Source organism: Pseudohalioglobus sediminis (genome assembly GCF_008370495.1).
GTDB lineage: Bacteria > Pseudomonadota > Gammaproteobacteria > Pseudomonadales > Halieaceae > Halioglobus.
On sequence record NZ_VTUX01000004.1, the window covers coordinates 281107 to 307277 of the forward strand.

A 26171-nucleotide genomic window follows, 5' to 3' on the forward strand; every position below is an offset into this window, starting at 1 on the left:
AATTGCGATGACCCATAGCTGCGTTATTTCACAGACGGATATCAGTCAGTTCGCGACTTGGCTGCGGGTCAATGTTCAATGCACTTGCCGGGTCAGATCTGAATGCAAATCAACACTGCTTCATCAAAGTTTGACACTTGCCCTTACTGTCCCGGAGCGCTCCTGTCGGGCGCTGAGCTCAATCTCGGTGCCCGGTGCCGCCTTTACCAGCCACTCTGCACGGGCCCTGCTGTCCTTGCCGTCCGTGGCATCGAAACCGGTGCCGAGAAATACCGGAGATGCCATCATGCCCACCCTGCCCTCAAGGTGGCCGATCTCTTCCCGGCTTTTGCCGCGCAACAGCTCGGCCGATGCTGGCAGGCCTATTTCTGCAACGATCTCGCGTGAGACCTTGTTCTCTATCGCTTTGTCGCTGCCGGCTGTTGAAAGATAGCCGCTGTTTTCTACCACCAGTCGCAGCAGGAATGTGTCCTCGCCCAGTTTTGTCGCGCTAGCCTCTACCAGTTCCAGTTTTGCTGTCATCAAGGCCTGGTAGACAAACCATTCAGGGAAGGGGGCTACCTCCTTTTCCAGAAGATGTAATGGTGGGTTGTGGAAAGAGTTCATGATATCCCAGCCGCCGATCTCCAGTTTCCCCAGCTGGGGATGGTCAAATTCATACCAGTCGACATAGGCCGTGCCTGGGGACTCGCGATCAAAGAATCGAAACAGGGTCAGGTCATCTGCTGAATCGTGGTCGAACAGCCAATCGGAGTATTTGACGCCACTCATATCCACGCCGGCGGTTCGATGAGGAGCCCAGTATTCTACTGTCCAGAAGTATATACCCAGGTGCTCGTACACCCAGTCAGAACCGCCGGTAATGTTCTGCTTTGGATGGTAACGAAAGTCGTGGTAAATGCTGATAGCAGGATAGCCGGTGAGTTCCTCCCCCTTCGCACCAACGGACTTGTAAGCTCGCAGGTCGTTGATGGGAAGGTCATCATCGGGAGCGTTGCTGGAGGCGCGCAACAGCACACCGGAGAACGTGTGACCAGAGACCGCCGAGACGATGTTGCCGTGTGTGGTAATGAAATCACCGAGGGCGCGCGTCTCGGGTTCTGAGAAAGGTGCCGGTCCGGCGCCCATCTGCTTGCCTTCCGGTGCCCAGTTGGCCGGGAAATTGCGGTTCAGGTCAAGGCCTTCACGCGGCGCGGTGTGCGTGACCATCACGCCGTCGTATTCGCTTAACTCACCCTCGCGATAAAGACGATAGAAATTTCCCTCGAAGTCATCGGGCGCCCGGCGCACCAGCAATTTGGGCTCTTCAGGGTGGCATTTCCATGGACCGTGGGGGTCAGCCTGTCGCATGTAGAGCACACGTCCATCGCCGTCCACATCCCTGACATCCAGGCCTTCAACCTGCGCTTCGGCATGGGGATAGGGCCGCACCGACGAACGCACCTTGCGGTTGATCTCACTCAGAGCCCACTCCGCGCCATCCGGATTCACTCGCGGACAGACGTAGAAAGTACGCGTGTTAAGGCAATGCGTGATGGCCTTGTCCGTGCCGAAGCCGGACACCATTTTCTCAATGTGGTACAGGCATGCCGTAGAGGCGGTGACCTCTACCGAGTGAATATTGCCATCTATCCAGACAGCGGGCTTCTCTGCCGCGGGTCCTGTTTTTGTGTTAGTCAGGGTAATCACCCAGATATCCCGCCCTTCGAAGGACTTTCCAATGGACTCCAGGGCTACAAGATCGGGGTAAGCCTGCGCATAGTCATGCAACAGTTCAGACATCTCCTGGTGGCGATAGAAACGATCGAAAGCGACATCGGGCATGGGCAGGATCCTGTGTAGTTGGGCAAAACGGTGCGAAAGCGCTGGCTGCATTCTAGCCGATTCGAAGGTGCTGCCAACCTAATCGGAGCAGGTTGATAGAATCGGCTCATGAGTACTGCCAGGTTAATCGCCCAAAATTGCTAACCTCGGCCTATGAATACCTACAAGCGGCATCGAATCCCGCCGTAGATCATCAGCTAGGTCGTCTGGCTTTCCGGTGGCTTTAATCTTAATCACCGTGTTACAGAGGTTCTGAGAGCCACACACCCACCGACTCCAGTCTATGAGTCAGTACTGCAGATTTGTATCGAATTCTGGTCCATTTTTGCGCGATATTTGCAACTTTTGATGACCCATACCTGAGTTATTTCACAGGCGGATATCAGGCAGTTGGCGATCTGGCTTCGGGTCAATGTTCAATGCAATTGCCGGGTCAGATCTGAATGCAAATCAACAGGTACACCTTATCTAGCACCGCCCTCTCAATAGGCTGGATTCGCATTCGCCATCGGAATTACAGTTGCAAGAACGCCCACTGTAGCCACGAGGAGGGCTAGCCAGAGGATGTAGCCTCGTCGCCGCAAACGTTGCCCCGCTTGCTGTAGAGAGGTATCCAACCGTGCGTAAGTGTCAGGTTTCCGTCGCTTAAAGCTGTCGTTAACAGCTCTCGATTCGTGCGCTTTGCTGGTTTGGTCGTAACCTGAATGTGTGGGCATAGCTCCGGCTCCCAAGTTTGACTGCAAGAATAAATTGCCATCGTGGTTGTGGTGCGGATATGGCTGACTAAGCTAATGTTTTGGCCGATATCGACAGCACGATGGGCTTTAATCCGCTATTAGGTGTAAAAGCGGACCTGCTAAATCTGACGCTGCTTGTCAGATAACATTCAAGCTATTACACGTAAGACCTTTGTATGTAGGTGCCAGGGTGTCCCACTAACTCAGTCTGCGTCTTTCCATCTAGCTCTGGACGCAGTACTCAAGTCTGTTGGCTGGTGAAATCTCCCTGTGACAGCCATGCCCGCCAGTCTGACTCTAGTTGCCGCAGTCCACCCGGATAGGCCTTATGCAGGGCGTCAGTCCATGAGAAAGGTTTGCAAAAGTGCCGGTGAGCCTGCTCAACAACCTCCTTAACTGCATAGATGCCTGGTGATCCCTGCATCAAGAAGTACATCAATGACCAGGCGACGGCGTAATTCTGCTCGCGCATTTCATCGTTCCACTGCTCGCGGTCGATAGCCAGGAAGTGCTCGAGTGCAGGCAGGCGGCTGCGTTGCAAAAGTCTGATGTGTCGGTGATTCGGGTGGATCGTGGCCCCCTGATGCTCTGGTTCCATGGTCTCAAAGTACTCCGCGAGACCCTCCGTCAGCCACGGCGGCGTGTGCCCCAGATGACTAGCGGTGATGAGGTGGGACACTTCGTGGAATGAAGTCCTGATTGCCTGCCCCGTCTGTTTGGGATCGAACATGACATAGGCTTCGTTCTTGACGGGGCTGTAGAAGCCGCCGCTCGGTTTGCTGTTTGGCCAGGCGCGCTGGCGAAACGCGTTGTAGCGATCAACGCCACCGATCAACCGGAGGGTAATCAGTGACTGCCTTAGCTTCTCCTCGCCAAGGAAAAAGTGCCAGGTATCGTAGATGCGCTTGCTGCCCGCAGCGATCTTCCCCTGAAAGTCGAGCGGCAAGCTTACCCCGTCTGCCTGGATCGAATAGCGAAAGTCACGCCTGGTGCCGGCCATATCGACGACTGATGCGATCTGGTTTATCGGTCGCTTGTCAGAAAGATGTGTTTGGCCATTTTCGTCGATCCATCGATAAACGAGACGACTGCCGGTGTCTGTGCGGGCCTTGGTGGGTGGTAGCTTGCAAACCTGCGCATCACGAGCGGTATGGCCCAGGCTGAGAAATTGAACGTGTTCACTTGCGGGAGGATGACGAAGATTAGCAGCATCAATGTGTGCTGAATCGGTATGCGGCGGAATCAACGATCCGATTGTGGCCGTGGTTCTCTCGCGAAATCTGCCAAACTTCTCTGTCAGTGTATGAAGCATTGCCAAGGGCTTTGCATCTGTACCGTCCCGCAAAATGACCGCTGCCCAAAAACTGAGCAGGGCTAGTAGGGTGAAGATCATCCATGATCGTAACGCTTTCATACAAGTAGGCTGATATCTCGTGCTGGCTGGGTTATTGATTCACGTTGACCGTATTTGACTTTCGCAGGAAGGCTACCCTAGCTGGCGTTGGCGCGTAAAAGGATGGTTTAAGAAAAATCGAGATTTACGGTGGCGTCTTGCCCGTAATGTCATTTAGGCGTGTTTGCGTGTGGATTTGCATCGAAATCTGAGCCGTTTCTGCGCGATACTGGTATCTTGCGATGAGCGATGCCGCGAGAAGAAACTGGACGGCAATTCAGGCAGCCAGCTGCCCCGCTACAGACCCGTTATCTGTAGTACCGCTACTGGGTCATAACAGCGTGTAATCAAACAGACTAACAACTGCATGCTTGCTCACCGAACGCCCTCGCAGCATTTCGCAGGATGATGAAAGTTTTGCAGTGGCGAGATCGACTAAAGTTATAAAGGAACGTGCACGGCAAGTATTGTGTCTACGGCAATCAGGTATATAAAGCCTTCATCCATAGTGGTTTAGTTGCACAGGTACACAGAATTGCGCTAAAGATAAGGAGGCAGGGACGGCAGAAACCGAATGCGAGAGCATAGGCTATGAGATGAAAACAGGTGTTGCCCATGATTGAGCGCTGGGGTTGGTTGCGCGGCTCCTACTATTACCTGATGAGAGCCTTGGGCAAGTACTGTGGCCTGGTGGTCTGTCACCTGTTCGCTCGCCCGATTCTGTTACCCGACTCGGGCACCGATCTCGGTCCAGGTCGGGAGATAAGGATACTGACGAAAGAGCAGCTATTGGCTTTCAGCGATGATCCGGCATTGCAAATGGATAAGGCGTTTATCGAGACGGCTGACAGCAGGGGGGATGCCTGCTGCGGAGTGTTGGAGGAAGGGCGCCTGGTGGCCTATGTGTGGCGCACCTTTGTTGCCACAGCACACGGCGACGAACTCTTCGTGGATTTCAATGAAAAGTGCCGCTACGGTTACAAGAGCTTGACCCTGCCGGCATACCGCGGGCAGCGCCTGCAGATTCTCATTTCCGAGTATACCGACAAGTACCTGACCCGCGGCAGGCAGTTTCACATCTTCTTTGTCGAGACGCACAATTTCCCGTCGATTGTTGCGGTAAAGAAGGAAGATGCCGTGGTCGTCGGCCATGCAGGATACTGGAAACTGTTCGGTCGCTATTTCTGTTTCCGCTCTACCGGTGCTGCCCGGTACGGTTTTCGTTTCTTTGTGCCCTGAGGTTTACACGCTTTTGTGGTGCACCCAGGGTTTGACCGGGTTCGGCCTTTCCCCGGTGATTAGTGCGTCGCTCCAGTCGATGTGGAGCATAGGAAATGCAAACACCCTAAGGAGAGCAGACTGTAAGTACCCACTGAAATAGTCCCGCGCAAAGCTGAAGTTTTCGGCCATACTTAATGAGGCGAGGAGAGCGACATTGACGTCATCATTAACGGGGGCACCGGCATTCATTAAACTGAATTTGCGAATATCGTTTAATGGAGAGAACACCGATGTCCAACGCAGGGATGATTATAGGTATACCTGGCCTGGAAGTAATGCGGGGAAAGTGATGGCGCTTCGTCCAGTCTGGCAGCCTTCAGTGAGTCCTCCCGGATACTCCATCTGTGAGCCTCAACCCGTGCCAGGCGCCCTTTGATAGTCGGTATTGTGCGCGAGTTTTGAACGCGTCCGAGGTGAGTGCTTTCCCTGCTTTGTGTCGCGTCCTGTTGCAGAACAGGCAAGCGGCAACAATGTTTTCCTGGCTCACCTCGCCGCCCTCTGAATGGGGTACCAGGTGTTCACCGGTGCATTTCAGCAGTTGTGCCTGCTTCGAAGTGATTGGGAAACGTGAAACCAGTTCCTGTTCCGACTCTTTCCACATAGGCTGATGGCAATAGTAGCAATGACCGTGCTGAACCTGGTAAGCACGAGATCTGGACGTCTTGAGAGACTTGCGTTTTTGGGTCTTTACGGATTTTTCTTTGGGGGGTGATTTTATAAAGGACATAGCGATACCAATAATTGATGTCACTAGGCGGTGGAAGGCTGTCCGTTCTGTGACCAGGGCCAACCAGATGGTTATCCCCCAATTATTTATCACTACACAGCCAATGGCTTGTGTCGAGTAGCATGGACTGCCAAGTCCTGTCTCCGACTCGTACGAGGCTCTGAAACATTAAGCTACTTATCAGGCAGATCGCCTGTGATAAAGCACACGAAAAGGATATACCCTGCCTGCCGTGCGGGCAATAGGCTTGGTAATCTCGCGATTCACCCACCGACCATGCATGAGCAGGTGTCACCCATCCTCCCGGAATAATCGGGTGGTCAAGGGCGCTATAACTATCTGATAAATAATGAAAAATGGTGGGCCCAGAAGGACTTGAACCTTCGACCTGCCGATTATGAGTCGGATGCTCTGACCAACTGAGCTATGGGCCCGCAGAGGGTGAGGTGGGCGATTATAGTGAATCAGGAAGCCGGCGCATAGTGCCGGATGGCAGGTGCAGCGTGGCCCCTGGGCAGTGGTTAGGTCGGCCTGGGCTCGCTCGCCAGGCGCACCTCGCAGCGATTGCCGTCTACGCTTACGCGGATCACCCGTTACACAACGTGTTTTGCCAGGCCGCGCTTACTGGCCGCTGACGAGGGGGTGATCGCTGGGCAATTGGCGTTTTATCCACAGGGCCAGCTTGTGCTCCATGTTGGGCACGCTGATATCCTGCTTTGCCAGCGGCTGTATCAGTTTGTCCTCTACCAGGGCGCGGTAAATGTATTCCACTTTGAGTTTGTGGGAGTCGGTGGCCTCAAATTCGCCGTAGCCACGTTTGCGGACATAAACGGCCCCCACGGCGAGCGCCTTTTTCACCAGCTCCGTTTCCTGCTTGTTCTTGGCCACCGTATTCTCCCTTGGAAACTGGATACGTCATGTCAGCTTGCCACAAAGTTCCGGCCTGGCTTCATGGCTTGAACTGTGTGTGTTGCAAAAATAATAGTGTAGTCCAATATGCCTGCGTCGCCGTTTGGCTGCAGGAGAAATCCAGCGCCAGCGGTATCCCGGTATCAGGTTGATTTGGAGAAAACATGAACACGCAGGTGATTATTGATGCGCTTAACAGCCATACCTTGCCTTTCATCAAGATGCTCGGCGGGCGTGTGACGGACGTCGATGTCGAGCAGCAAAGCTGTACCTTCGAATTCAATGTGTCGCATGACTTCTGCCACTCCGGCGATGTGGTACAGGGCGGGTTTGTCACTGCAATGCTGGATGCGGCCATGAGCCATGCGGTCGTTGGCCTCGGGACTGACATCGCCAACGTGTCCTCCCTCGAAATTACCACGCGCTACCTCGAGGCCACCCGGGCCGGCAGGCTTGTCGCCGTCGGCAAGATCACCAAGGCCGCCTACAAGACCGCCTTTCTCGAAGGGTCGCTCTACGACGGCGATGGCAAGTTGCTGGCTACCGCCCAGACCGTCGCCAAACTGGTGCGGAAAAAACCAGGGGATACTGCAAGCCCCGCAGGTTGACGCGGGGAGGGCGGCGCCGTCGGCCTGGCTGCAGTGTTCGGGCCCGGTCGCGAATGCGCCACTTTCACGGTGTGCTTTCTGTTTTGACGCCAGGCTTTGCCGCCTCCCAGTCAGCATTGGCCTTGTCGATAACGAATGCCCGAATTGCCTTCACCTCCGCCTTGCTCAGCCGGTCGCTGAAACTGATCATTCCGTTCTGTTTCAGGGCGCCGTCCAGTACCACCGTGTACCAGCCGTCGTTATCCAGCAGTGCTGAGTGACGCAGGTCGGGCGTGCCGCCGCCGCCGACCACCGCAACGCCATGGCAGCCGCCGCATTGCTGGTAGTAGCGGGTTTTACCCAGGGCGATTTCCTCTGCGCTGGCAACGCTGGGCGGCGGCTTGCGTGTCACCATCTCCTGCTTGGGAATGGATAAGGTGGCATCGCCACCCAGTTTGTACACCAGCACGCGGCCTTCGACCGGCGCCGCCTCCGGGGTCATGAACACGCCGCCCGCCAGCTGCAGCAAACTGCCCCAGCCGGACATCACCGCCACGTATTGTTCACCGTCCACGGTATAGGTCACCGGGCCGGCGACAATGCCGGTATCTGCCTGGTGATTCCACAACAGCTTGCCGCTATCGGCGGCATAGGCCGCAAAGCGTCTGTCGGAAGTGCCCTGGAACACCAAGTTGCCCGCAGTGGACAGGGTGCCGCCGTTCCAGGGCCGCTGGTACTGGACGCGCCAGACTTCTTTTTGCTGCACCGGATCCCAGGCGCTCAGGTGGCCGCGTATGTCCTTGAGGATATCGTCGCGTTCGGCCTTGTCGGATGGCAGGTCTGCGGTAGAGAAGTCGACGCCGAAGTTGGACTGCCCCGGGCGGTACTCGAAACCGTCAGGCTCGTCCTGGTAGATATGAAAGATTTCCTGGGCGGGCAGGTATACCAGCCCGGTGGCCGGGTTATACGACCAGGGATGCCAGTTGTGTCCGCCAAAGGGTGAGGGGTAGATGGCCACGCCCTCGCCCTCGTAACGTGCATCTTCTGTTTCCACCGGTCGGCCCGTCTTCGGGTCCACATGGGTGGCCCAGTTGATGGGTACGTAGTTGTTGGCGGATATGAACTCGCCGGTGACCCGGTCAATGACGTAGAAGAAGCCGTTCTTGGGTGCCTGCATCAGCACCTTGCGCGGCTTGCCGTCTATGTCCAGGTCGGCAAGCATAATGGGCTGGGTCGCGGTGTAGTCCCAGGTCTCGCCCGGGGTGGTCTGGTAGTGCCACACGTACTCGCCGCTATCCGGTTTCAGTGCCACGATAGAGGAGAGGAACAGGTTGTCGCCGCCGCCGGGCGAGCGGATACGCTGGTTCCAGGGTGTACCGTTACCCACACCGATATACAGCAGGTCCAGTTCGGGGTCGTAGGCCATGGAATCCCAGACGGTACCGCCGCCGCCGACTTTCCACCACTCACCGTTCCAGGTCTTTTCCGCCATCTCCAATGCGGGGCTTTCCTGGCCATTGGCGGGATTGCCGGGAATGGTATAAAAGCGCCAGTCCATCGCCCCGGTCTCGGAATCGTAGGCGCTGATGTAGCCGCGCACGTCATACTCGCCGCCGCCGCTGCCGATGAACACCTTGCCCTTGATGACACGGGGTGCACCGGTAATGGTGTAAGCCAGTTGCGGATCAAAGGTCTGCACCGACCAGGCGACCTTGCCGCTGTCGCGCTCCAGCGCCACCAGGCGTCCGTCCAGGGTGCCGACGTAGACCTTGTCACCCCAGGCCGCAACGCCGCGGTTGACCACGTCGCAGCAGGCATGCACGCCCTTGCTCCTGGGCACCTGTGGATCGTATTTCCACAGCAGTTTGCCGGTGGCTGCATCGAGTGCGAACACCACGCTCCAGGCGCCAGTGGTATACATGACACCGTCAATGACCAGTGGTGTGGCTTCAATACCGCGATAGATCCCCAGCGGGTAGGACCAGGCCAGCCCCAATCCGGCGACATTATCGCTGGTGATGGATTTCAGCGGGCTGAAACGCTGTTCTGAGTAGGTGCGCCCATGGGTCAGCCAGTTACCGGTTTCCCGATCGGCGTTGCGTATCCGTTCAGCGGTGACGGCGGCAGCATTGTGCGCCGGGCTCACGCTTAATGGTTTAGCGCTTGGCGCGGGCGCTGCTGACGCGGCCGGGGCGCTGCATGCAGCGAGCGTCAGGGCGAGGCAAAGCAGCCCCCGGTATTTCTTATTATGCATGTGTGCTGGCCTGCTATTTTCGGGTCAGAAAACTATAGCACAGCGGTCTCCCGCGCTTACGCCAGCGTTAAATACACCGCTTTCAGTGCCAGTCCCAGCAGGCACAGGCTGGACGCCAGGAACAGCATGAAGCGTATCGGAATGGTGTTGACCAGGTTCTGCCACAGGCTGTGTACGATGCGCAGCCCGCAATAGGCCCATGCCAGTGCGAGGCTGGTGGTGGTGCTGTCGCCGGCTACTGCCAGGATCATGATCACTGCATAAAACAGCGTGGGCTGCTCCATCAGGTGCACGTAGTTGTGCGACACCCAGTTCACCTTTGCGGGCATTGCTGGCTCCACGTCCTGGTAGCGCCCACCGGGTTCCGCTTGCGTGAGATCGATGCCCGCTTTCTTGAACGCGGGGAAGCGGGTGAACATGATCCAGAACAGCACGATGATAGACCACAGGATGAGCACGGCCGCGGGGGCCAGGATGGGGGGCGCCATGTTTATCTCCTTGTTGTTTGGCTACCCCGGCATTGTCCGGCGCGGCGGGGAGGCAATGCAAGCGCGGTGTGCTCAGCCCAGCAGGCGTTCGCGGGTCTTATCCGCCCACGTGAGAATGGACTGGCGTTCGTCGGCCGACTTGCGTTGCCAGTTGTTGAGTGTCAGGCCCATGCGGCCGTTGTCGCTGAAGGCCTCCTGGTGGCGGTCGATAAACTGCCAGTACAGGCTGTTGTAGGGGCAGGCATCGCTGCCGGTCATTTTGTCCGGCCGGTAACGACAGTGATCGCAATGATCGCCCTGTCGCTTGATGTACTTGCCGCTGGCGGCGTAGGGTTTGCTGGCCATGATGCCGCCGTCGGCATGCAGCGCCATGCCCAGCGTGTTGGGTAGCTCCACCCATTCGAAGGCATCCACGTAGACGGCCAGGTACCAGTCGCAAACCTGCTTCACGTCGAGGCCGGTGAGCAGGGCGAAGTTGCCTATAACCATGAGCCGCTGGATGTGGTGCCCGTAACCGAGATCGAGGGATTGTTGCAGTGCTTTGTGCAGGCACTGCATGTCTGTGTCAGCGGTCCAGAACCAGTCGGGCAGGGGGGTGGTGGCGTCGAGCGTATTCAGCTCCGCGTAATCCGGCATCTTCAGCCAGTACAGGCCGCGCACATATTCCCGCCAGCCGAGTATCTGGCGGATAAAGCCCTCGGCTGCGGCGAGATCGCATTGGCCCTCGCGCCAGGCGTCCTCCGCAGCGCGGCACACCGCCAGCGGGTCCAGCAGGCCGATATTCAGGTACATGGAAACCAGGCTGTGATAGAGCCAGGGCGATTCCTCCGCCATGGCATCCTGGTACTGGCCGAATTTCGGCAGGCAGTGCTGTATAAAAAACGTCAGTTGTTCTTCCGCCGCCGCCGCGGTGACGGCGAAATTAAAACGTGTGAGATCGCCGGGGTTGTCGGGGAACTCGCGTTCCACCAGGTCCAGCACTTCTTCCGTGAGAGTGTCGCGGGCGATGTCGGGGCGTTCGGGAATAGCGTCCTTGCCGCGCCAGCCGGCGCGATTCTGCTGGTCGTAGTTCCACTTGCCGCCTTCGGGCTTACCCTGCTCATCCAGCAGCAGCTTGTGCTGGCGCCGCATTTGCCGGTAAAAGTACTCCATGCGCAGTTGCTTGCGGCCCTCCGCCCAGTCCCTGAATGCGTCCAGTGAGCACAGGAAGCGATCGTCCGGGAGCCAGCGCAGCTCAAGGCCGACTTCGTCGGCAACGGCATCGAGGTGTTCGGAAACTCGGTGCTCTCCGGGCTCACAAAAGACCACCTCGGTAATATCGGTCTCCGCGCTGACCTGCTGCAGGGCCTCACCCAGTGAAGCCACGCCATCTTCATATTGGAAGTAGTGCACCTTGAAACCCGCTGCACGCAGGTCGTCGCGAAAGTGCCGCATGGCGGCAAAGATCAGTGCGATCTTGTGCCGGTTGTGTGTCACGTAAGTGGCTTCGTCGCGCACCTCGGCCATCAGCACGACGTCCTGTTGCGGATCGAGTTCGCGCAGCGGCGCGAGCTCACGGCTTAGCTGGTCACCGAGTACCAGTATGATCTTGGGATTTTGCATGAGCTTGATACGCAGCGGGTGCGCCCGCGGATGGCGTGCGTCGGGTGCTACTCAGGTCAGGGCCATCCAGCAGAGCACGCCGGTGATCGCGCTGCCGGCGATAGCCCGGCCCAGGACCGGGGGCGTCAGTTTCGACAACTCGGCCAGCGGATCACGGCTGCGCCGGGTGCGCAGCAATACCGGCCATTCGATGAGGGAGCCGAGCACGAAGCCGGCAACCCCCGCCGCGAGCAGTGCCGCCCGGCCGCTGTTGTCAGGCGAGATGTTCGCAAACAGGTACCATACGCCCAGCGCGCCGCCGACACTACCGGCGATACTCATGACATAAAAACGGCCGAGCGAGTTCTTGTCGAAATGCCAGTCAAAGACAAACAGGCCCGGCCGCGCGGCAATGGCGTACTGCCCGGAGGTGAGTTTCGCCCCCAGGTAGTGGAACCACTCATGCACCAGGTTAACGGTGACAAACCCGGCGACGATGCCGGTCAGCATGTTCAGCAGGGACGCCAGTGACGAACCTGTCAGCTCGGTCCAGCTATCGGTGGCGGCGAACAGGCTGAAGCTCAGCAGCCACACTGCCAGGTGAATGCCCGCCTGTTTTGCCAGCAGGAAGCCTGGGCGCTGGCTGAGTTCGGCAAAAGCCGCTTCGGTACTGTTCACGGAGTCGTTCACGGTGTCGCTCCCAGCTGCGCGGCACCGGTTATCGGCGGCAGGTCGAGTACGGTGACCACCCCGGGTTGTGCGTCACACACGGCGGGAATCGCATTCACCAGCCAGGCCGCCGCCGAGGCGTTGCCGCCGCCGGCCGGGCCGGTTTCCACCGGGTCGTGACCGTGCACGGTGACATTGAGTGTCGGGCTGCCGGAAACGATCACCTGGTGACAGCCGCCGCCCTCGGGCGGATAGGGCCAGTCCGGTGCGCAGTCGTCGTCAATGCGGGTTATGTGTTCGAGCGCGTACAGTGGCTCATCCCCATGGTAGCCGAGGATCTCGAAACGGAATGCTCCCTGGGTGCCCTGCTCGAAGGTGCCCATGCCGGGAACGGTGATGGTTTTCTCCAGGGGCCTGCGCTCCACGCTGATTGTGCAGCGCTGCACCGGTTTGCCGAGCGCACGCCCGACCAGCTTGATCATGGGCGACCACACCATGTCGATGGCGACGTCGTGCAGCATCAGCGGCAACGTGTCCATGGACTGGCCGAAGCCGATCACCTCGCGCACAACCTGGGGCTGGTCGTAGAGCGCGTAGTTGAAAATCTCCCGAGTGCGGATTTCCGATATATTCGCGCTGGCGCCGCTGAGCACGGCCGGCAGCATGTCCATGACCCAGCCGGGGTCGATGCCGGAGACAAACAGCGAAGCACCGGACCGCTCACAGGCGGCCTGTATGGGGGCCAGTGCTTCCTCTGGCGTGGATTGCGGGTCGAGATAGAGGTAGAAACCCGATGCCACCACGTTGATGCCCGCGTCCAGGCAGGCTACCAGTTCGGCAATGGCATCTTCCATGCGCGTGTCGGCGGTGGCGCTGTAGACGAGGGCGTCGGCCCCGGACGCCAGCACCGCCTGCCAGTCGGATACGGCAGTGACGCCACAGGGAGCGGTGCCGGCCAGTTCCCCGGCATCGCGCCCGACTTTGTCCGGATTGGATACGATCACCGCGTGCAGGTTCAGGTGGGCGTGGTGCAGTATGGCCCTGATGGCGGGGCGACCCACATTGCCGGTGCCCCAGACGATGACGTTTTTTTGCATAACCGTTTCTCACTCGATGGCCGGAGGGCCGGCCTGGCTTTTATTGTGGTTCGAGTAGCGCAATGTCCCAGCCGCTATGCTCTCCCCTTGCCGTTGACGCCAGCATATAGGAAGCGAACCGATGACAGAAGAGTGGGGTGCGCCGCAGCTGGCCGCTGACATAACCTGTGCACTTCAGCACCACCAGCGTCGTTGGTAGCAGGCGATGGGAGCACACACCACGGCGCACCGCCGGCTCCACCGCACCCTTACGGGCGCGGAAGAGACTTTTTCCAGCTGGAGTTGCAAGGCAGCCACAGCTGCTCCGCCTTTACAGCACCAGTTGCCCATCCGGGGTACTGTCTGCCGGTTCTGCGGGCGGTTCCAGTGATTCCAACTCAAAGCAGTGGAAATGTCGGTGTGCATCGCTGGCCGGGTCATAGATCACGGCGACACGGGTGTCGGTACAGGCCATCACAAATCTGTCCTGGGTACTGTCCTTGCCGCCGAGATAACCGATGGCCGTGCCCGTAAGCAGGGCCAGCGACGTCATCAATACGTAGAGCTTCATAGTGTGCTCCAGGGTGTTTGCAGTAATTACGCAGGCCGCCACGCATCCGTTCACTGTTCCTCTATAATCGGTGCTCTCAAGGCGATATCAGAGGAAGCGAACATGGCAGTAGACAGACTTTCCGACGACGACATCAAGGCACGCCTGCCGGGGCTGCCGGAATGGTCATTGCGCGACGGGGTCCTGTATCGCGCCTTCCGTTTCAGTGACTTCAGCGAGGCCTTCGGCTTTATGGCGCGAGTGGCGCTGGAGGCCGAGCGACTGGATCACCATCCGGAGTGGCAGAATGTGTACAACCAGGTGCAGATCAGCCTGACCACTCACGATGCCGGTGGCATCAGCGACCGTGACTTCGAGCTGGCGCAGCGCATCGATGCCCTGCTGCCCTGAGCCGTCCGCGCAGCTGGCGCTGCCGGGCGCCGACCTGACCCTGTTGCGCAGCCCCGACCTGGGGCTGCCGGCGCGGGAATTGCTGTCGCGGCTGCTGGCGGAGACGCCCTGGCGCCAGGAGACGATTACCCTGTTCGGCAAGACCCACTTGCAGCCGCGCCTGCTGGCCTGGTACGGCGATCCCGACGCGGTATACCGCTACTCGGGCAAGACGCACCAGCCACTGCCCTGGACCGAAACCCTCACCGCACTGCGCCAGCGTATGGAGGCGCTAGCCGGGGCCCGCTTCAACAGCGTGTTGTTGAACTACTACCGAGACCAGCGTGACTCCATGGGGCTGCACGCGGATGACGAGCCCGAGCTCGGTCCACAGCCGGTGATAGCCTCAATCAGCCTGGGTGAGGAGCGCAAACTGTATTTTCGCCACAAGCGCCAGCGCGAGATGCAGGGCCTTGATGTTCCGCTACCCGATGGCAGCGTGTTGCTGATGCGCGGTGATACGCAGGCTAACTGGAAGCACGGTGTGCGCAAACTCTGGCGCCACTGCGAGCCGAGGGTCAACCTGACGTTTCGCCGAGTCCATACCTGATCGCAGGCCGGGGCTGGCTGTCAGTCCCCGGGTTGGCATTCAGGGCAGTAGTAGAGCCCGCGGCTGTTGAGTTCGGTACGCACAATGGTTTGCCCGCAGTGATAGCAGGGCAGGTCGCCGCGGCCATAGGCGTAGAAGCGGCGCTGCTCGCGTGGCAGGTTGTGCCGCGACAGGCTGGCCGCCAGGCGCGGTGCCAGGGTAATACCGCCGGTAGCATAACTGCGACGGCTGATTTCCAGCGTGCTGCGCGCCAGCCTGCCGCGTTCGCCGCGTGTCAGCTCTGCCGGCCGGCGGCGCGGGTGCAGCCCGGCCCGGTGCAGGATTTCGGAACGCAGGTAGTTGCCATTGCCACCGAGGAACGACTGGTCCAGGTACAGCGTGGCGAGCTCGCGCTTGCAGAAAGGGGCCTGGCGCAGGCGGCGCTCGATGTCACGCCAGGTGAGGTCGGGGTTCATGATATCCGGGCCCAGCTTTGCAAGGAATGGATGTTGTGGCAGCTCTTCTGTTGGCATCACGCTGATATCGGAGGCACTGTACAGGATGGCACTGTGCGCAGGTGTTTGCAGCAGCAGGCGCAGTGAGCGATTGCTTTTCGGCAGCTTGTGTCCTTTCACCACCCGCCAGACGCCGTAAAGCTGGTTGTGCGAATAAATGCTGTAGCCGTTGTCGAAGTGGGTCAACATGGCCTTGCCACGGGTTTCGACCTCGGTAACGTGACTGCCGCGCAGTACCCTGGCGTAGCGTTTCAGCCGGGGCAGGCCAAAGCGTACGCTACTGATTTCCTGGTTCACCAGCACCGCTGCGATGTTATCGGCGGCGCGTCGTATTTCCGGTCCTTCCGGCATGCTGGGCTATCTCCTTGCGGTGGAGCCAGTGTTTACGCAGCCGTGCTGCAATCCGTTCACGGTTGGCAATATTTGCAGTCGGCATCGATACGGGCTGCGTATACACTACACTGCTTACTACCGACTCAGGGAGCCCGGACCATTGCGTATCGAGGACTGGCAAGCGCGTGGCAAAACAGCACAGTTGTGTGGTCACGATATTTTCTATATCGACGAGCCCGCTCGCGGTGAGCCCTGGGGTACCGTACTGCTGATTCACGGCTTCCCCTCGGCCAGCTGGGACTGGTGGAAAATCTGGCCCAATCTCAACCGCCACCATCGCGTGGTGGCGATGGACATGCTCGGTTTCGGTTTCAGCGCCAAGCCCAGTCCTCACGACTATCGCATCATGGAACAGGCGGATATCTGCGAAGCGCTGGTAGCTGAACTCGGCCTGACCGGGTTCCACGTGCTGGCCCATGACTATGGAGACACGGTGGCCCAGGAAATGCTGGCGCGCCAGAACGCGGGCCAGGGCGCGGGGCAGTGGCAGTCATGCCTGTTCCTGAACGGCGGCCTGTTCCCCGAAACCCATCATGCCCTGCTGGTACAGCGTTTGTTGCTGGGACGCTTCGGTTTCCTGGTGCGGCACGCTTTCAGCCGGGCCAGTATGCGCAAGTCCTTCGATCGCGTATTCGGCCCCAACACCAAGGCCAGTGACGAGGAAATCGAGGTGCTGTGGCAGCTGTTCACCCGCGACAATGGCCAGCGCAACCTGCATCGCCTGATTCATTATATGAGCGACCGTCGCCAGCACCGCCAGCGCTGGCTCGACGCCCTGCGCGAGGCGAAATGTCCGCTCGGACTGATCAATGGCAGCGTCGACCCGGTATCCGGCGACCACATGGTGCAACGCTTTATCGAACTGGTAGGCGACCAGCACTTTATCCGCCGTTTACCGGATATCGGGCATTATCCCCAGTTGGAGGCCGCTGACGATGTGTCGTCGGCCTACCGTGAGTTCCTGGTGCTGGTTGGGGAGCCGGGGTAGGGCATTGGCCGGATCTCCGGGCCTCCAATTTCGCCGCGCTGGCTCCTTAAAACGCCGTTCAGGTGTCAGCAGTAATTCCGTAAAGCATTGATAATAAAGTAAAAATATCGACATGGTGCCGGCGAGGTTGTCGCGTTATGACGGGCCGGTTGTAGGCCGCTGCGTGACCCCGGTTGCCGGTTTGCTGCCTTTCACCAAGTTAACAAATGCTTAAAATCCCCAGTTTTTGCTGTACCCCGGTAGGTGCTTTCCCCTAACTTTCAGGCAATCGGCATTACGAGGGAACGCAACATGCTTGAATCTGTGAGCGCTGCCAGCTCCGGCGAACAGCCAGCCAGCGGACAGGAAACCCGTGTGGGTTTGCTGGTAGAGGTAACTGGTGAGTACTTTACTGCGCGGCTGGACCCGCGCCAGGACGCGGCGGCCGCGGAAGGTGCGTCGGATGCCAATCACATGCCCGCAGGGCAGGTAGGCTCTTACCTGAAGATTCGCAACGGCGACGGCTTTGTGCTGGTGATGGTTGAGCGCAGCTATCATGCTGCAGACAAACAGGGCCGGGCGGTGAACATGGTTCACCTGACACCCTTGGGTGAACTCAACAGTAACGGCGACTTCCAGCGCGGGGTCTCCTCCTACCCGATATCCGGGGCGCATATATACCGGGTCAGCCGTGACAGCCTGGCGACGATTTTTTCCCGTTATGGCGACACGGATTTCCGGGTCGGGCGCCTGGCCTCGTTCGACTCGATCGGGGTGCACCTCGACGCCTCGTCATTTTTCGGGCGCCATGCCGCCATTCTCGGCCAGTCCGGCGCCGGTAAGTCCTGGACTGTCACCAGCCTGATCCAGTCCACGCTGCAGGCCATGCCTGAAGCCCACATCATCCTGCTGGATATGCACGGGGAGTACAGCGACAAGGAAGTAGACGGTATTGTCTCGCGCTCGCCGTTTCATGCCGCAGGCAAGGTGCGCAGTTTCAAAGCCGAAGAGTTGGAGTTTCCCTATTGGCTGCTGTCCTTTTCCGAACTGTGCGACCTGCTGATCAACGCCGAGGACGAGAATGCCTCTATACAGGTTTCGGCCATGCGCACCGCCCTGATCAAGCTGCGCACGGAAGTAAACCAACACCTGAATCTGGGCCACATCACCGTGGACTCCCCGCTCTACTATTCGCTGCACGACCTGAACCTCGCCCTGAAAGAAGCCAACCGTGCCACCACCGATTTCGGCAAGGAAAAGCTCGCCACCTTTGGCAAGTTCAACCAGGTGCTGGTGCGCCTGGGCAGCCTGCTCAACGACAACCGCTACGACTTCCTGATGAAGCCCAAGCGGCGCACGTCCTCGGAGTCGCTCACCGGCCTGATGCAGGACCTGGTGGGGCTGGGTACGCCCAAGGCCAGTGTGACGGTTATCGACCTCAGCGCCGTGCCCTATGACGTGGTGCCGCTGGTGGCGGCGCAGATCGGCCGCCTCACCTACGAATTCAATTTCTGGAACCCGCGCTGCCGTGATTTCCCGCTGTTCCTGATCTGCGAAGAGGCCCACGAGTATATCCCGCGTGAAGATATTCCCCGCTTCCGCGAGGCGCGCCGGACCATGGAGCGTATCTCCAAGAACGGGCGCAAATATGGCGTTGGCCTGTGTGTGGTGAGCCAGCGGCCCCACGACGTGTCTGAAACCGTGCTGGCGCAGTGCAGTTCCTATATCTGTCTGCGTATCTCCAACCCTGATGACCAGGAATACGTGCGTTCGATGGTGCCCGACGCGGCCCGCGGTACGTTCTCAGCGCTGACCTCCCTGTCCAAGGGTGAGGCCGTGGCGCTTGGCGAGGCGGTACCCATGCCCGTACGTTTCCGGGTGGACCTGCCCGATCCGCCGCCCAACTCCACCGATATCGACTACTCCGGCAAGTGGCGCACCGAAGGCGATGGCGTCGATGTCGAAAAGCTGGTGCACAACTGGCATACGCAGGAACGCTAACCGGCGTTGCCCGGTTATTCAATCCCGCGCAGTCGCCCCGGCGTCTGCGCGGGGATGGCAAGCGCATAGCGCGCCACAGCATCGGCTTCCCGATTCCCCCCAATCCCCTCGCGCGCGCGAATTCCATACCCCTCCAGCAGGCATGACAGAGATCAAGCGAAGCTGTGTTTAGGCTTCCTCGGCTTTTGCAGCTTGCACTATGATGATAACTCGCTGTGTGAGGAATATAAGATGGTGAAGGTCAAGCGCCTGGTCCTGGATGTGTTGAAACCGCATCAACCGGGGGCCCTGGAATTCTGTCGACAGATAGCCGCTTCGGGCGAGGGCTACCGGGTCTGCCTGAAGGTGGATGAGGTGGACGAAAACACGCAAACCCTGCAGCTGGAGATCTGCGGCGAAGACCTTGCGCTGGAATCCATCGAGCGAGTGATCGCGGACATGGGCGCCTCGCTGCACAGCATCGACCTGGTGGAAGCACACAACCCGGCGGATGCCGACTAAAACAGATGAGTCTCTCCCGGCGCACTTCCCAGCTACTGCGCATCTCTGATTCCGGCGCCATCATGCGCCGCTACCTGATCGTCAATGGATTTGATGGTGCCCTGACCATGCTCGGGCTGATCATGGGTTTCCTGTTGAGCGAGCCTGCCGAACTGGCAGTGATCAGCAATGCCTGCCTGGCAGCGGCCATTGCGCTGGGTATGAGTGGTATCAGCAGCGCTTACGTCAGCGAGGAAGCCGAGCGCAAGCGCGAGCTGGACAAGCTGGAGGGCGCCATGATTACCCCCCTCGACCAGTCTGCGCACGGGCGTGCGGCGCGCTGGGTGCCGATCCTGGTGGCAGCGGTAAATGGCGGCTCGCCCCTGCTTATCTCGCTGGTGATCATCACCCCGTTGTGGCTCGCCCAGGCGGGCGTCGTGCTGCCGCTGCCCCCGCTGTTACTGGCGGTGGCTATAGCGGCGGTTTTGATCTTTGTGCTCGGCGTGCTGCTTGGCCGCATCGCCGAGGTGTCATGGGTGCGCAGTGGCCTGCGCACACTGTTGGTGGCCGGAATCACCGTGGCACTCATCTACATGGTCTCCGGGTAGGTGCATGGCGGAGGACTGCTGGTATAACAGCGAGGCAACGGCGGCACTGGCGCACTTCCAGGTCAGTGAACAGGGCCTGGACGAGCCTGAGGTGCAGCGACGACTGCAGCAGTACGGACCCAATGCGCTGCCTGTGCGGCCGCGTCGCCACTGGCTGTTCCTGTTCCTGAACCAGTTCCGCGACTTCATGATCATGGTGCTGCTGGCTGCAGCCGCCGTGTCCGGGGTGATCGGCGATCCGGAAGACACCATCGCCATTCTCGTGATCGTGGTGCTCAATGCCGTTGTCGGTGCGGTGCAGGAGCGCCGCGCGGAAAACGCGATCGCCGCGCTACAGCAGATGGCGGCCCCGTCAGCGCGGGTACTGCGTGGTGGCGAGGCGGCAACGCTGGAGGCATCGGCGCTGGTACCGGGAGACGTGGTCCTGCTCGAGGCCGGGGCCGTGGTGCCGGCAGACCTGCGCCTGCTGGCGGTATCGGAGTTGCTCTGCGACGAGTCGGCATTGACCGGTGAGTCGGTGTCCGTGCGCAAGCAGACCGATGCGCTGGCCGAAACCGGGCTGTCACCTGCCGACCAGGCCAACATGGCGTTTCGCGGGACGCTGGTTACCCAGGGCAGCGCCAGCGGCCTGGTGGTGGCCACCGGCATGGCAACAGAAATGGGCCGCATTGCCGAATTGCTGTCCACAGAACCGAATGCCAGGACACCACTGCAGCAGCGCCTGACGCGCTTTGGCCGCTACCTGGCGCTGGCAGTGCTGGCAATCTGCGCCATTGTGTTTACCGCCGGCCTGTTGCAGGGCCAGCCCACCCTGCTGATGTTCCTGACCGCAGTGAGCCTGGCGGTAGCCGCCATACCGGAGGCGATGCCGGCGGTGATTACGGTTTCCCTGGCCCTGGGGGCGCGGAAGCTGACACGGCACAGTGCGCTGATCCGCAATCTGCCAGCGGTGGAAACGCTGGGCTCGGTAACCTGTATCTGCGCCGACAAGACCGGCACGCTCACCTGTAACCGCATGACAGTGGAAGCGTTCTACTATGCCGGCCAGCGCCAGGCCGCGTTGCAACAGGACGGCCCAGGGGGCGAACTGGGCATGGCGATGGCGCTCAATAACGACGTTATCGTCGAGTCGGGCGAGGCCGCGGGCGAAGCCACCGAGCTGGCGCTGTACCTGGCCGCCGAGCAGGCCGGGTTTGCCAAGCGAGAGCTGTCGCAAAGCCTGCCGCTCAGTGCCGCCATCCCCTTCGACAGTGACCGCAAGCGCATGTCCACGCTGCACCAGACCGGGAATGGGGTGGTGGTCTACGTGAAGGGGGCACCGGAACAGGTGATCCCGGCGTGCCAGCGGTTATACTGCAGTGCCCAGCAATCGGCCATCGACGCCGGGGCGCTGCTGGCCGAGGCGGAATCACTGGCCGGTGACGGCTATCGTGTGCTCGCCTTTGCCCGGCGCACCCTGGACGCGTTGCCCGCAGCATCGGCTGCCGCAGCACCGGCTGCCGCAGATGTGGAACAGCAGCTGGAGTTTCTCGGCCTGGTGGCGCTTATCGATCCGCCGCGTGAGGAAGTACCGCAGGCGGTGCAGGCCTGCCTGGATGCCGGCATCAAGCCGATGATGATCACCGGGGATCACCCCGGCACGGCGCTGGCCATCGCCAGGCGCCTGGGCATTGCCGATGCCGATACGGCCGCGCTCAGTGGTGAGCAGCTGGCCGCGCTGGACGACACGCAGTTACAGCAAGCGGTCTCGACCTGCCGGGTGTTTGCCAGGGTGACGCCGGAGCAGAAGCTGCGCATCGTTGCCGCATTGCAGCAGCGGGGTGAGTTCGTCGCCATGACCGGCGACGGTGTCAACGATGCACCGGCGCTGAAGCGGGCCAATATCGGCATTGCCATGGGGCAGAAGTGCACGGACGTCGCCCGTGAAGCGGCGGACATGGTACTGCTCGATGACAACTTCGCCACCATAGTCAGTGCCGTGCGCGAGGGTCGTTCGATCTTCGACAACATCCGCAAGTTCATCAAGGACACCATGAGTTCCAATTCCGGCGAGATATGGACGCTGTTGCTGGCGCCTTTCCTGGGCCTCCCGGTGCCGCTGTTGCCGATACACATCCTGTGGATCAACCTGGTGACCGATGGCCTGCCCGGACTGGCATTCAGCGCGGAGCCGGCGGAACCCGGCATCATGACGCGCCCGCCGCGCCCGCCGCAGGAAAACATCTTTGCCCACGGCATGTGGCAGCACATTATCTGGGTAGGTCTGTACATCGCCGGTATCTCCATCGCCGCCATGGCCTGGGCCATGTCCCGGGACGCGGCTTACTGGCAGACGGTGGTGTTCACGGTGTTGACCGTGTCGCAGTTGTTCCACTCCATGGCGGTGCGCGCGGAAACCGCGTCGCTGCTGCGTATCGGCGTGTTTACCAATGTACCCATGCTGCTGGCGGTGACGATTACCCTGTTATTGCAGATGGCGGTGATCTACCTGCCTGCCTTGAACGAGGTGTTCCATACCCAGCCCCTGCCTGCCTTTGACCTGGCCGTCTGCCTGGCCCTGTCCTCCACGGTGCTGCTGGTAGTCGAGGTGGAGAAGTGGATGGTTCGGCGCGGCTTCATTTACCAGCAACAGGACACGCCGTGAGCATGACCGGGGCTGCCCGCCAGCTTGCCGTGGACAGGCAGGGCGGCGCGCTCTGGCCTATACTGAGGCGATGAATATCAATCTCTGCAAACGCGTTTTGCCACTGCTCGGCCTGCTGCTGGTTTGTGTCTGGTCGGCACCGGGCCGTGCCGAGGCCTGGCTGGTCGACCTCGAGGGTGCAGTAGGCCCGGCTACTGCGGACCATGTGGTGCGAGGCCTGGGCGAGGCGGCCGATGCCGGCGCCGAGTTGGTCATCCTGCGTATCGACACGCCCGGTGGACTGGACAGCGCCATGCGCGACATGATCAAGGCCGTGCTGGCCTCGCCGGTGCCGGTCCTGGGCTATGTCGCACCCAGCGGCGCCCACGCCGCCAGCGCCGGCACCTACCTGCTGTACGCCACGCATGTGGCTGCCATGGCGCCGGGCACCAACCTCGGGGCCGCAACCCCGATACAGATCGGGAGTCCGGGTATTGGCAGTCTGCCATCCGGCGAAGAGGATGGCGGCGCGGCGTCGCCATCGGCCATGGAAAAGAAAATTATCAACGACGCGGTGGCCTACATACAGAGCCTGGCGCAGCTGCGCGGGCGCAATGCCGAGTGGGCGGAGAGCGCGGTGCGCGACGGCGCCAGTCTCGCCGCAGAGGATGCGCTGGAACTGGGCGTGATCGACCTGCTGGCGGCATCGCTGGATGATTTGCTGCAACAGGCGGATGGACGCACGGTCAACCTCGATGGCACCGAGCGGCTGGTGAACAGTGCCGGTCTCGCGATGCACCATCACCAGGTGGACTGGCGCAGTGATTTCCTGGCCGTGATTACCAACCCCAACGTGGCCTATATATTGATGCTGATAGGTATCTACGGCCTGATTATTGAGTTCTACAACCCCGGCATAGGGCTGCCCGGCGTGCTCGGTGCCGTATGCCTGCTGCTGGCGCTGTATGCGTTCCAGGTATTGCCCGTGAGTTATGCCGGCCTCGCCCTGATCCTGCTTGGCATCGGCTTGATGACGGCGGAGGCTTTCGCGCCAAGCTTCGGCATACTCGGGCTCGGGGGGGTGGCCGCATTTGTCATCGGCTCGGTGATGTTGATGGATACACAGCTGCCGGGGTACCGCATCGCTGTCCCGGTCATCGCTGCCTTCGCGGTATTCAGTGCCGCGATCTGTTCCATCGCCCTGGGTCTGATCCTCAAGGCCCGCAAGCGGGCCAACGTGAGCGGCGTTGAGCACCTGTTGGGGCAGAGCGCCATTGTTGAGCGGGTAACACCGGAGGCGGCCTGGGTCAGGCTGGACGGCGAACTCTGGCATGCCCAGAGCGAACAGCCACTGGCTGAGCAGGATGAAGTTATCGTGGATGCGCTGGATGGGCTGGTGCTCAAGGTAACCCGCAGGCCACATCAATGAGCCTGAACAGGCTCCGGTAAGGAGAATAGCTGATGTTTGAGATGGAGTTTTTCGGCCTGGTGCTGCTGGTACTGGTGGTAGCGCTGCTGGCGTCCATGTTTCGCGTGTTGCGCGAGTACGAGCGCGGCGTCATTTTCATGCTGGGTCGTTTCTATAAGGTCAAAGGGCCCGGCCTGATCATCATTGTACCGGTGCTGCAGCAGATGGTGCGGGTGGACCTGCGTACCATTGTGATGGACGTGCCCACCCAGGATGTCATCTCCCGCGACAACGTCTCGGTGCAGGTGAACGCGGTGATCTACTTCCGCGTTCTGGATCCGGAGAAAGCCATCATCCAGGTGGAAAACTACCTGGAGGCCACCAGCCAGCTCTCGCAGACAACGCTGCGCTCGGTCCTGGGCCAGCATGAACTGGATGACATGCTCGCTGAACGTGAGCGCCTGAACGCGGATATCCAGGACATCCTCGACAAGCAGACCTCGGCCTGGGGTATCAAGGTTGCCAACGTGGAACTCAAGCACGTCGACCTCAACGAAACCATGGTGCGGGCCATTGCCAAGCAGGCTGAAGCCGAGCGTGAACGGCGCGCCAAGGTTATCCACGCGATGGGTGAATCCGAGGCCGCGGAAAAACTCGCCGAAGCCGCCCAGGTGCTGTCGCACCAGGACCAGGCCATACAGCTGCGCTACCTGCAGACGCTGGTGGAAATCGCCAGCGACAAGAGCAACACTATCGTCTTCCCGCTGCCGGTGGACATCCTGGCTAAACTGAAAGGGGAGGAGTCCTAGGTAGCAGCGGGGGGCGAGCCACCTGTCGCGTCGGCAGTGTCCTCGGTGTGTTGCTTCAGGTGTGAGCGCAGGTCGATCCAGGTTTTCAGGACGATGACGCCCATGATGACCGGCGCCGTCTGGCCCAGGATCATGCTCAGTGCACCGCCGAAGATGATGACCAGGTGCATGAATATGATGCGACTGTAGGGTTCTCCCATTTGCTGGCGAATGCTGCGACCAACGTACTCCCTGCGTCCGAGGAAGTTGTGTAAGAAGGAGTAACCGTGGCTGATGAACAATGCCAGCAGTGCCGGCCACAGCCCGATAAAGAGGCCTGCAACCTCCTGCAGTTGCGGATTGCCTGAGGATTCATCGGTGAGTCCGCCAAGGAAAAACGTGTACAGAAACAGGAAGTGCACCGCCATGAAGCCGCCGAAGTGGGCTATGAAGAACGGGGCCGCGCCCAGTGCCTGCCACTTGCCGATCACTATCATCCTGCAGACGTTGAAGAAACCGATTACCGCGCTTTCCGCCCAGTAAAGCAGCATCACCAGGCCGAGGTCCCAGTTCCAGAACACGGCACCGAGCAGGGGCACGATATTGGCCGCGATCAGTAGCAGGCTGGATGGCGATGCCAGCGTCACCGGGTCTGCCACCGGGGCGGCGGGCACCAGCTGTGCCGCGCGGGATGCGGGCGGGGCTTGCGTAACGCTGGCCTGGCTCAGCTCATCTGCTCGCGCTTCGCCCCGGCGCAGGCGCACGCCGGTGAAGGTCTCAATGCGTTCCTGGATCTGCGTCAGTCCCTCCTGCACCAGGTTCACGCCAAACGCGATCTGGTGCTCGCCGTAATCGAACACCGCGTGGCTGCCGCGCCAGGACCTGGCGCTCTTGCTTTCAGCGACCTCGATGCGCAGGTTGCGAATGGTCTCCGCCCGGTAACGCGCGCGCAGGCCCAGCAGAGGTAGCCCCAGGTCGATGGCCAGTTCTCCCGGGCGTGCGCGAATCGTCTCCCTGCCGAACAGCAACAGCAGCAACAGCGCCGTCAGCGTGAGCGGCGCCAGTGACCAGCCCACCAGCCAGAAAGTAATGAACAGCGCGGCCACCAGGTTGAACAGGCCGTCCAGCTGCTGCCAGAGCTCGCTGGCTTCCCGAAAAGTGAGTATGGCCGGAATGAGGAAGACGATGTCGAACACGGCCAGGGCGAGAATGGCACCCCAGTGCCGTTTGAAAGCAAAGGCTTCCTCGTAGGGATAGGAATCGCTGCGGGACCTGGCGCCGAAGTAAAACTGCGGGCGCAGCCCCTTGCCTGGACCGATCACCTTACCGTGCT

At 60.2% G+C, this 26171-nt stretch carries 23 protein-coding genes and 1 tRNA gene; 11 read left to right on the top strand and 13 right to left on the bottom strand.

The window, feature by feature from the left end:
- Positions 1 to 123: 123 nt before the first annotated feature.
- Entirely contained in the window at positions 124 to 1824 is a 1701-nt protein-coding gene (locus F0M18_RS10735) for a M14 family metallopeptidase (protein ID WP_149611424.1), read from the bottom strand.
- Positions 1825 to 2802: 978 nt separating this feature from the next.
- Positions 2803 to 3975, bottom strand: a complete 1173-nt coding sequence (locus F0M18_RS10740) for a DUF1570 domain-containing protein (protein WP_149611425.1) — start codon at positions 3973 to 3975, stop codon at positions 2803 to 2805.
- 594 nt (positions 3976 to 4569) lie between these two features.
- Between F0M18_RS10740 and F0M18_RS10745 the strand changes: the two genes are divergently transcribed.
- Complete coding sequence (locus F0M18_RS10745) at positions 4570 to 5193, top strand: hypothetical protein (RefSeq protein ID WP_149611426.1); 624 nt, start codon at positions 4570 to 4572, stop codon at positions 5191 to 5193.
- Positions 5194 to 5551: 358 nt separating this feature from the next.
- Here the strand turns inward: F0M18_RS10745 and F0M18_RS20180 are convergent, their stop codons facing one another.
- The 3 genes from F0M18_RS20180 to F0M18_RS10760 all read right to left on the bottom strand — a co-directional run bounded on the left by F0M18_RS20180 (position 5552) and on the right by F0M18_RS10760 (position 6850).
- Positions 5552 to 5962, bottom strand: coding sequence for an HNH endonuclease (locus F0M18_RS20180; RefSeq protein WP_394349401.1), 411 nt, complete (start codon positions 5960 to 5962; stop codon positions 5552 to 5554).
- A 357-nt stretch (positions 5963 to 6319) separates the two neighbouring features.
- Positions 6320 to 6396: transfer RNA gene (locus F0M18_RS10755), tRNA-Ile, on the bottom strand.
- A 187-nt stretch (positions 6397 to 6583) separates the two neighbouring features.
- Positions 6584 to 6850 carry a DUF5062 family protein gene (locus F0M18_RS10760; protein WP_149611428.1) on the bottom strand — a complete coding sequence of 89 codons (267 nt, stop codon included), beginning with the start codon at positions 6848 to 6850 and terminating at the stop codon, positions 6584 to 6586.
- Positions 6851 to 7035: 185 nt separating this feature from the next.
- Between F0M18_RS10760 and F0M18_RS10765 the strand changes: the two genes are divergently transcribed.
- Positions 7036 to 7479: a PaaI family thioesterase gene (locus F0M18_RS10765; RefSeq protein ID WP_149611429.1), complete on the top strand. Its 444-nt coding sequence runs from the start codon at positions 7036 to 7038 to the stop codon at positions 7477 to 7479.
- Between the two features lie 64 nt (positions 7480 to 7543).
- Here the strand turns inward: F0M18_RS10765 and F0M18_RS10770 are convergent, their stop codons facing one another.
- The 6 genes from F0M18_RS10770 to F0M18_RS10795 form a co-directional block, all read right to left on the bottom strand.
- On the bottom strand, positions 7544 to 9712 hold the full coding sequence (locus tag F0M18_RS10770) for a PQQ-dependent dehydrogenase, methanol/ethanol family (protein ID WP_149611430.1): 2169 nt from the start codon (positions 9710 to 9712) through the stop codon (positions 7544 to 7546).
- A gap of 56 nt (positions 9713 to 9768) precedes the next feature.
- Entirely contained in the window at positions 9769 to 10200 is a 432-nt protein-coding gene (locus F0M18_RS10775; RefSeq protein ID WP_149611431.1) for an MAPEG family protein, read from the bottom strand.
- Between the two features lie 72 nt (positions 10201 to 10272).
- Positions 10273 to 11802, bottom strand: a complete 1530-nt coding sequence (locus F0M18_RS10780) for a cryptochrome/photolyase family protein (RefSeq protein WP_149611432.1) — start codon at positions 11800 to 11802, stop codon at positions 10273 to 10275.
- A gap of 51 nt (positions 11803 to 11853) precedes the next feature.
- A complete protein-coding gene (locus tag F0M18_RS10785) occupies positions 11854 to 12471 on the bottom strand; it encodes a hypothetical protein (RefSeq protein WP_149611433.1) in 618 nt (205 codons plus the stop codon).
- On the bottom strand, positions 12468 to 13547 hold the full coding sequence (locus F0M18_RS10790) for an NAD(P)H-dependent amine dehydrogenase family protein (protein ID WP_149611434.1): 1080 nt from the start codon (positions 13545 to 13547) through the stop codon (positions 12468 to 12470). Before F0M18_RS10790 ends, F0M18_RS10785 begins: the two co-directional genes overlap by 4 nt.
- 310 nt (positions 13548 to 13857) lie before the next feature.
- The gene (locus F0M18_RS10795) at positions 13858 to 14097 is read right to left on the bottom strand and encodes a hypothetical protein (RefSeq protein WP_149611435.1); all 240 of its coding nucleotides are present in this window, start codon (positions 14095 to 14097) and stop codon (positions 13858 to 13860) included.
- Between the two features lie 102 nt (positions 14098 to 14199).
- On the opposite strand from F0M18_RS10795, the gene F0M18_RS10800 reads away from it, so the two are divergent.
- Together F0M18_RS10800 and F0M18_RS10805 are read left to right on the top strand one after the other, a co-directional pair.
- On the top strand, positions 14200 to 14487 hold the full coding sequence (locus F0M18_RS10800) for a 4a-hydroxytetrahydrobiopterin dehydratase (protein WP_149611436.1): 288 nt from the start codon (positions 14200 to 14202) through the stop codon (positions 14485 to 14487).
- On the top strand, positions 14471 to 15076 hold the full coding sequence (locus F0M18_RS10805) for an alpha-ketoglutarate-dependent dioxygenase AlkB family protein (RefSeq protein ID WP_149611437.1): 606 nt from the start codon (positions 14471 to 14473) through the stop codon (positions 15074 to 15076). The genes F0M18_RS10800 and F0M18_RS10805 overlap by 17 nt, the downstream gene beginning before the upstream one ends.
- 20 nt (positions 15077 to 15096) lie before the next feature.
- Here F0M18_RS10805 and nei read toward each other — a convergent pair whose 3' ends face one another.
- On the bottom strand, positions 15097 to 15921 hold the full coding sequence (gene nei, locus F0M18_RS10810; RefSeq protein ID WP_149611438.1) for an endonuclease VIII: 825 nt from the start codon (positions 15919 to 15921) through the stop codon (positions 15097 to 15099).
- A gap of 142 nt (positions 15922 to 16063) precedes the next feature.
- Here nei and F0M18_RS10815 point away from each other — a divergent pair, with 142 nt between their 5' ends.
- The 7 genes from F0M18_RS10815 to F0M18_RS10845 all read left to right on the top strand — a co-directional run bounded on the left by F0M18_RS10815 (position 16064) and on the right by F0M18_RS10845 (position 24859).
- A complete protein-coding gene (locus tag F0M18_RS10815; protein WP_262500912.1) occupies positions 16064 to 16951 on the top strand; it encodes an alpha/beta fold hydrolase in 888 nt (295 codons plus the stop codon).
- Positions 16952 to 17242: 291 nt separating this feature from the next.
- Positions 17243 to 18931 (top strand): ATP-binding protein, encoded by a 1689-nt coding sequence (locus tag F0M18_RS10820; RefSeq protein ID WP_149611440.1) that lies wholly within the window; start codon positions 17243 to 17245, stop codon positions 18929 to 18931.
- Between the two features lie 231 nt (positions 18932 to 19162).
- Positions 19163 to 19432: a DUF211 domain-containing protein gene (locus tag F0M18_RS10825; protein WP_149611441.1), complete on the top strand. Its 270-nt coding sequence runs from the start codon at positions 19163 to 19165 to the stop codon at positions 19430 to 19432.
- A gap of 5 nt (positions 19433 to 19437) precedes the next feature.
- The gene (locus F0M18_RS10830; protein ID WP_149611442.1) at positions 19438 to 20019 is read left to right on the top strand and encodes a VIT1/CCC1 transporter family protein; all 582 of its coding nucleotides are present in this window, start codon (positions 19438 to 19440) and stop codon (positions 20017 to 20019) included.
- 4 nt (positions 20020 to 20023) lie between these two features.
- Positions 20024 to 22663: a cation-translocating P-type ATPase gene (locus tag F0M18_RS10835; protein WP_149611443.1), complete on the top strand. Its 2640-nt coding sequence runs from the start codon at positions 20024 to 20026 to the stop codon at positions 22661 to 22663.
- Between the two features lie 70 nt (positions 22664 to 22733).
- A complete protein-coding gene (locus tag F0M18_RS10840) occupies positions 22734 to 24071 on the top strand; it encodes an NfeD family protein (protein WP_149611444.1) in 1338 nt (445 codons plus the stop codon).
- 32 nt (positions 24072 to 24103) lie between these two features.
- Positions 24104 to 24859, top strand: a complete 756-nt coding sequence (locus F0M18_RS10845) for a slipin family protein (protein ID WP_149611445.1) — start codon at positions 24104 to 24106, stop codon at positions 24857 to 24859.
- Here F0M18_RS10845 and F0M18_RS10850 read toward each other — a convergent pair.
- Positions 24856 to 26160, bottom strand: coding sequence for a DUF6498-containing protein (locus F0M18_RS10850; RefSeq protein ID WP_149611446.1), 1305 nt, complete (start codon positions 26158 to 26160; stop codon positions 24856 to 24858). The genes F0M18_RS10845 and F0M18_RS10850 overlap by 4 nt on opposite strands.
- Positions 26161 to 26171: the final 11 nt, after the last annotated feature.

What these genes read in the sequence shown, in the direction of transcription:
- F0M18_RS10800 (WP_149611436.1), top strand. Translation starts at nt 14,200, where the DNA reads ATGGCAGTAGACAGACTTTCCGACGACGACATCAAGGCACGCCTGCCG.
- F0M18_RS10835 (WP_149611443.1), top strand. Translation starts at nt 20,024, where the DNA reads ATGGCGGAGGACTGCTGGTATAACAGCGAGGCAACGGCGGCACTGGCG.
- F0M18_RS10840 (WP_149611444.1), top strand. Translation starts at nt 22,734, where the DNA reads ATGAATATCAATCTCTGCAAACGCGTTTTGCCACTGCTCGGCCTGCTG.
- F0M18_RS10735 (WP_149611424.1), bottom strand. Translation starts at nt 1,824, where the DNA reads ATGCCCGATGTCGCTTTCGATCGTTTCTATCGCCACCAGGAGATGTCT.
- F0M18_RS10795 (WP_149611435.1), bottom strand. Translation starts at nt 14,097, where the DNA reads ATGAAGCTCTACGTATTGATGACGTCGCTGGCCCTGCTTACGGGCACG.
- F0M18_RS10775 (WP_149611431.1), bottom strand. Translation starts at nt 10,200, where the DNA reads ATGGCGCCCCCCATCCTGGCCCCCGCGGCCGTGCTCATCCTGTGGTCT.
- F0M18_RS10825 (WP_149611441.1), top strand. Translation starts at nt 19,163, where the DNA reads ATGGTGAAGGTCAAGCGCCTGGTCCTGGATGTGTTGAAACCGCATCAA.
- F0M18_RS10780 (WP_149611432.1), bottom strand. Translation starts at nt 11,802, where the DNA reads ATGCAAAATCCCAAGATCATACTGGTACTCGGTGACCAGCTAAGCCGT.
- F0M18_RS10805 (WP_149611437.1), top strand. Translation starts at nt 14,471, where the DNA reads ATGCCCTGCTGCCCTGAGCCGTCCGCGCAGCTGGCGCTGCCGGGCGCC.
- F0M18_RS10765 (WP_149611429.1), top strand. Translation starts at nt 7,036, where the DNA reads ATGAACACGCAGGTGATTATTGATGCGCTTAACAGCCATACCTTGCCT.
- F0M18_RS10845 (WP_149611445.1), top strand. Translation starts at nt 24,104, where the DNA reads ATGTTTGAGATGGAGTTTTTCGGCCTGGTGCTGCTGGTACTGGTGGTA.
- F0M18_RS10745 (WP_149611426.1), top strand. Translation starts at nt 4,570, where the DNA reads ATGATTGAGCGCTGGGGTTGGTTGCGCGGCTCCTACTATTACCTGATG.
- F0M18_RS10830 (WP_149611442.1), top strand. Translation starts at nt 19,438, where the DNA reads ATGAGTCTCTCCCGGCGCACTTCCCAGCTACTGCGCATCTCTGATTCC.
- nei (WP_149611438.1), bottom strand. Translation starts at nt 15,921, where the DNA reads ATGCCGGAAGGACCGGAAATACGACGCGCCGCCGATAACATCGCAGCG.
- F0M18_RS10770 (WP_149611430.1), bottom strand. Translation starts at nt 9,712, where the DNA reads ATGCATAATAAGAAATACCGGGGGCTGCTTTGCCTCGCCCTGACGCTC.
- F0M18_RS10790 (WP_149611434.1), bottom strand. Translation starts at nt 13,547, where the DNA reads ATGCAAAAAAACGTCATCGTCTGGGGCACCGGCAATGTGGGTCGCCCC.
- F0M18_RS10820 (WP_149611440.1), top strand. Translation starts at nt 17,243, where the DNA reads ATGCTTGAATCTGTGAGCGCTGCCAGCTCCGGCGAACAGCCAGCCAGC.
- F0M18_RS20180 (WP_394349401.1), bottom strand. Translation starts at nt 5,962, where the DNA reads ATGTCCTTTATAAAATCACCCCCCAAAGAAAAATCCGTAAAGACCCAA.
- F0M18_RS10740 (WP_149611425.1), bottom strand. Translation starts at nt 3,975, where the DNA reads ATGAAAGCGTTACGATCATGGATGATCTTCACCCTACTAGCCCTGCTC.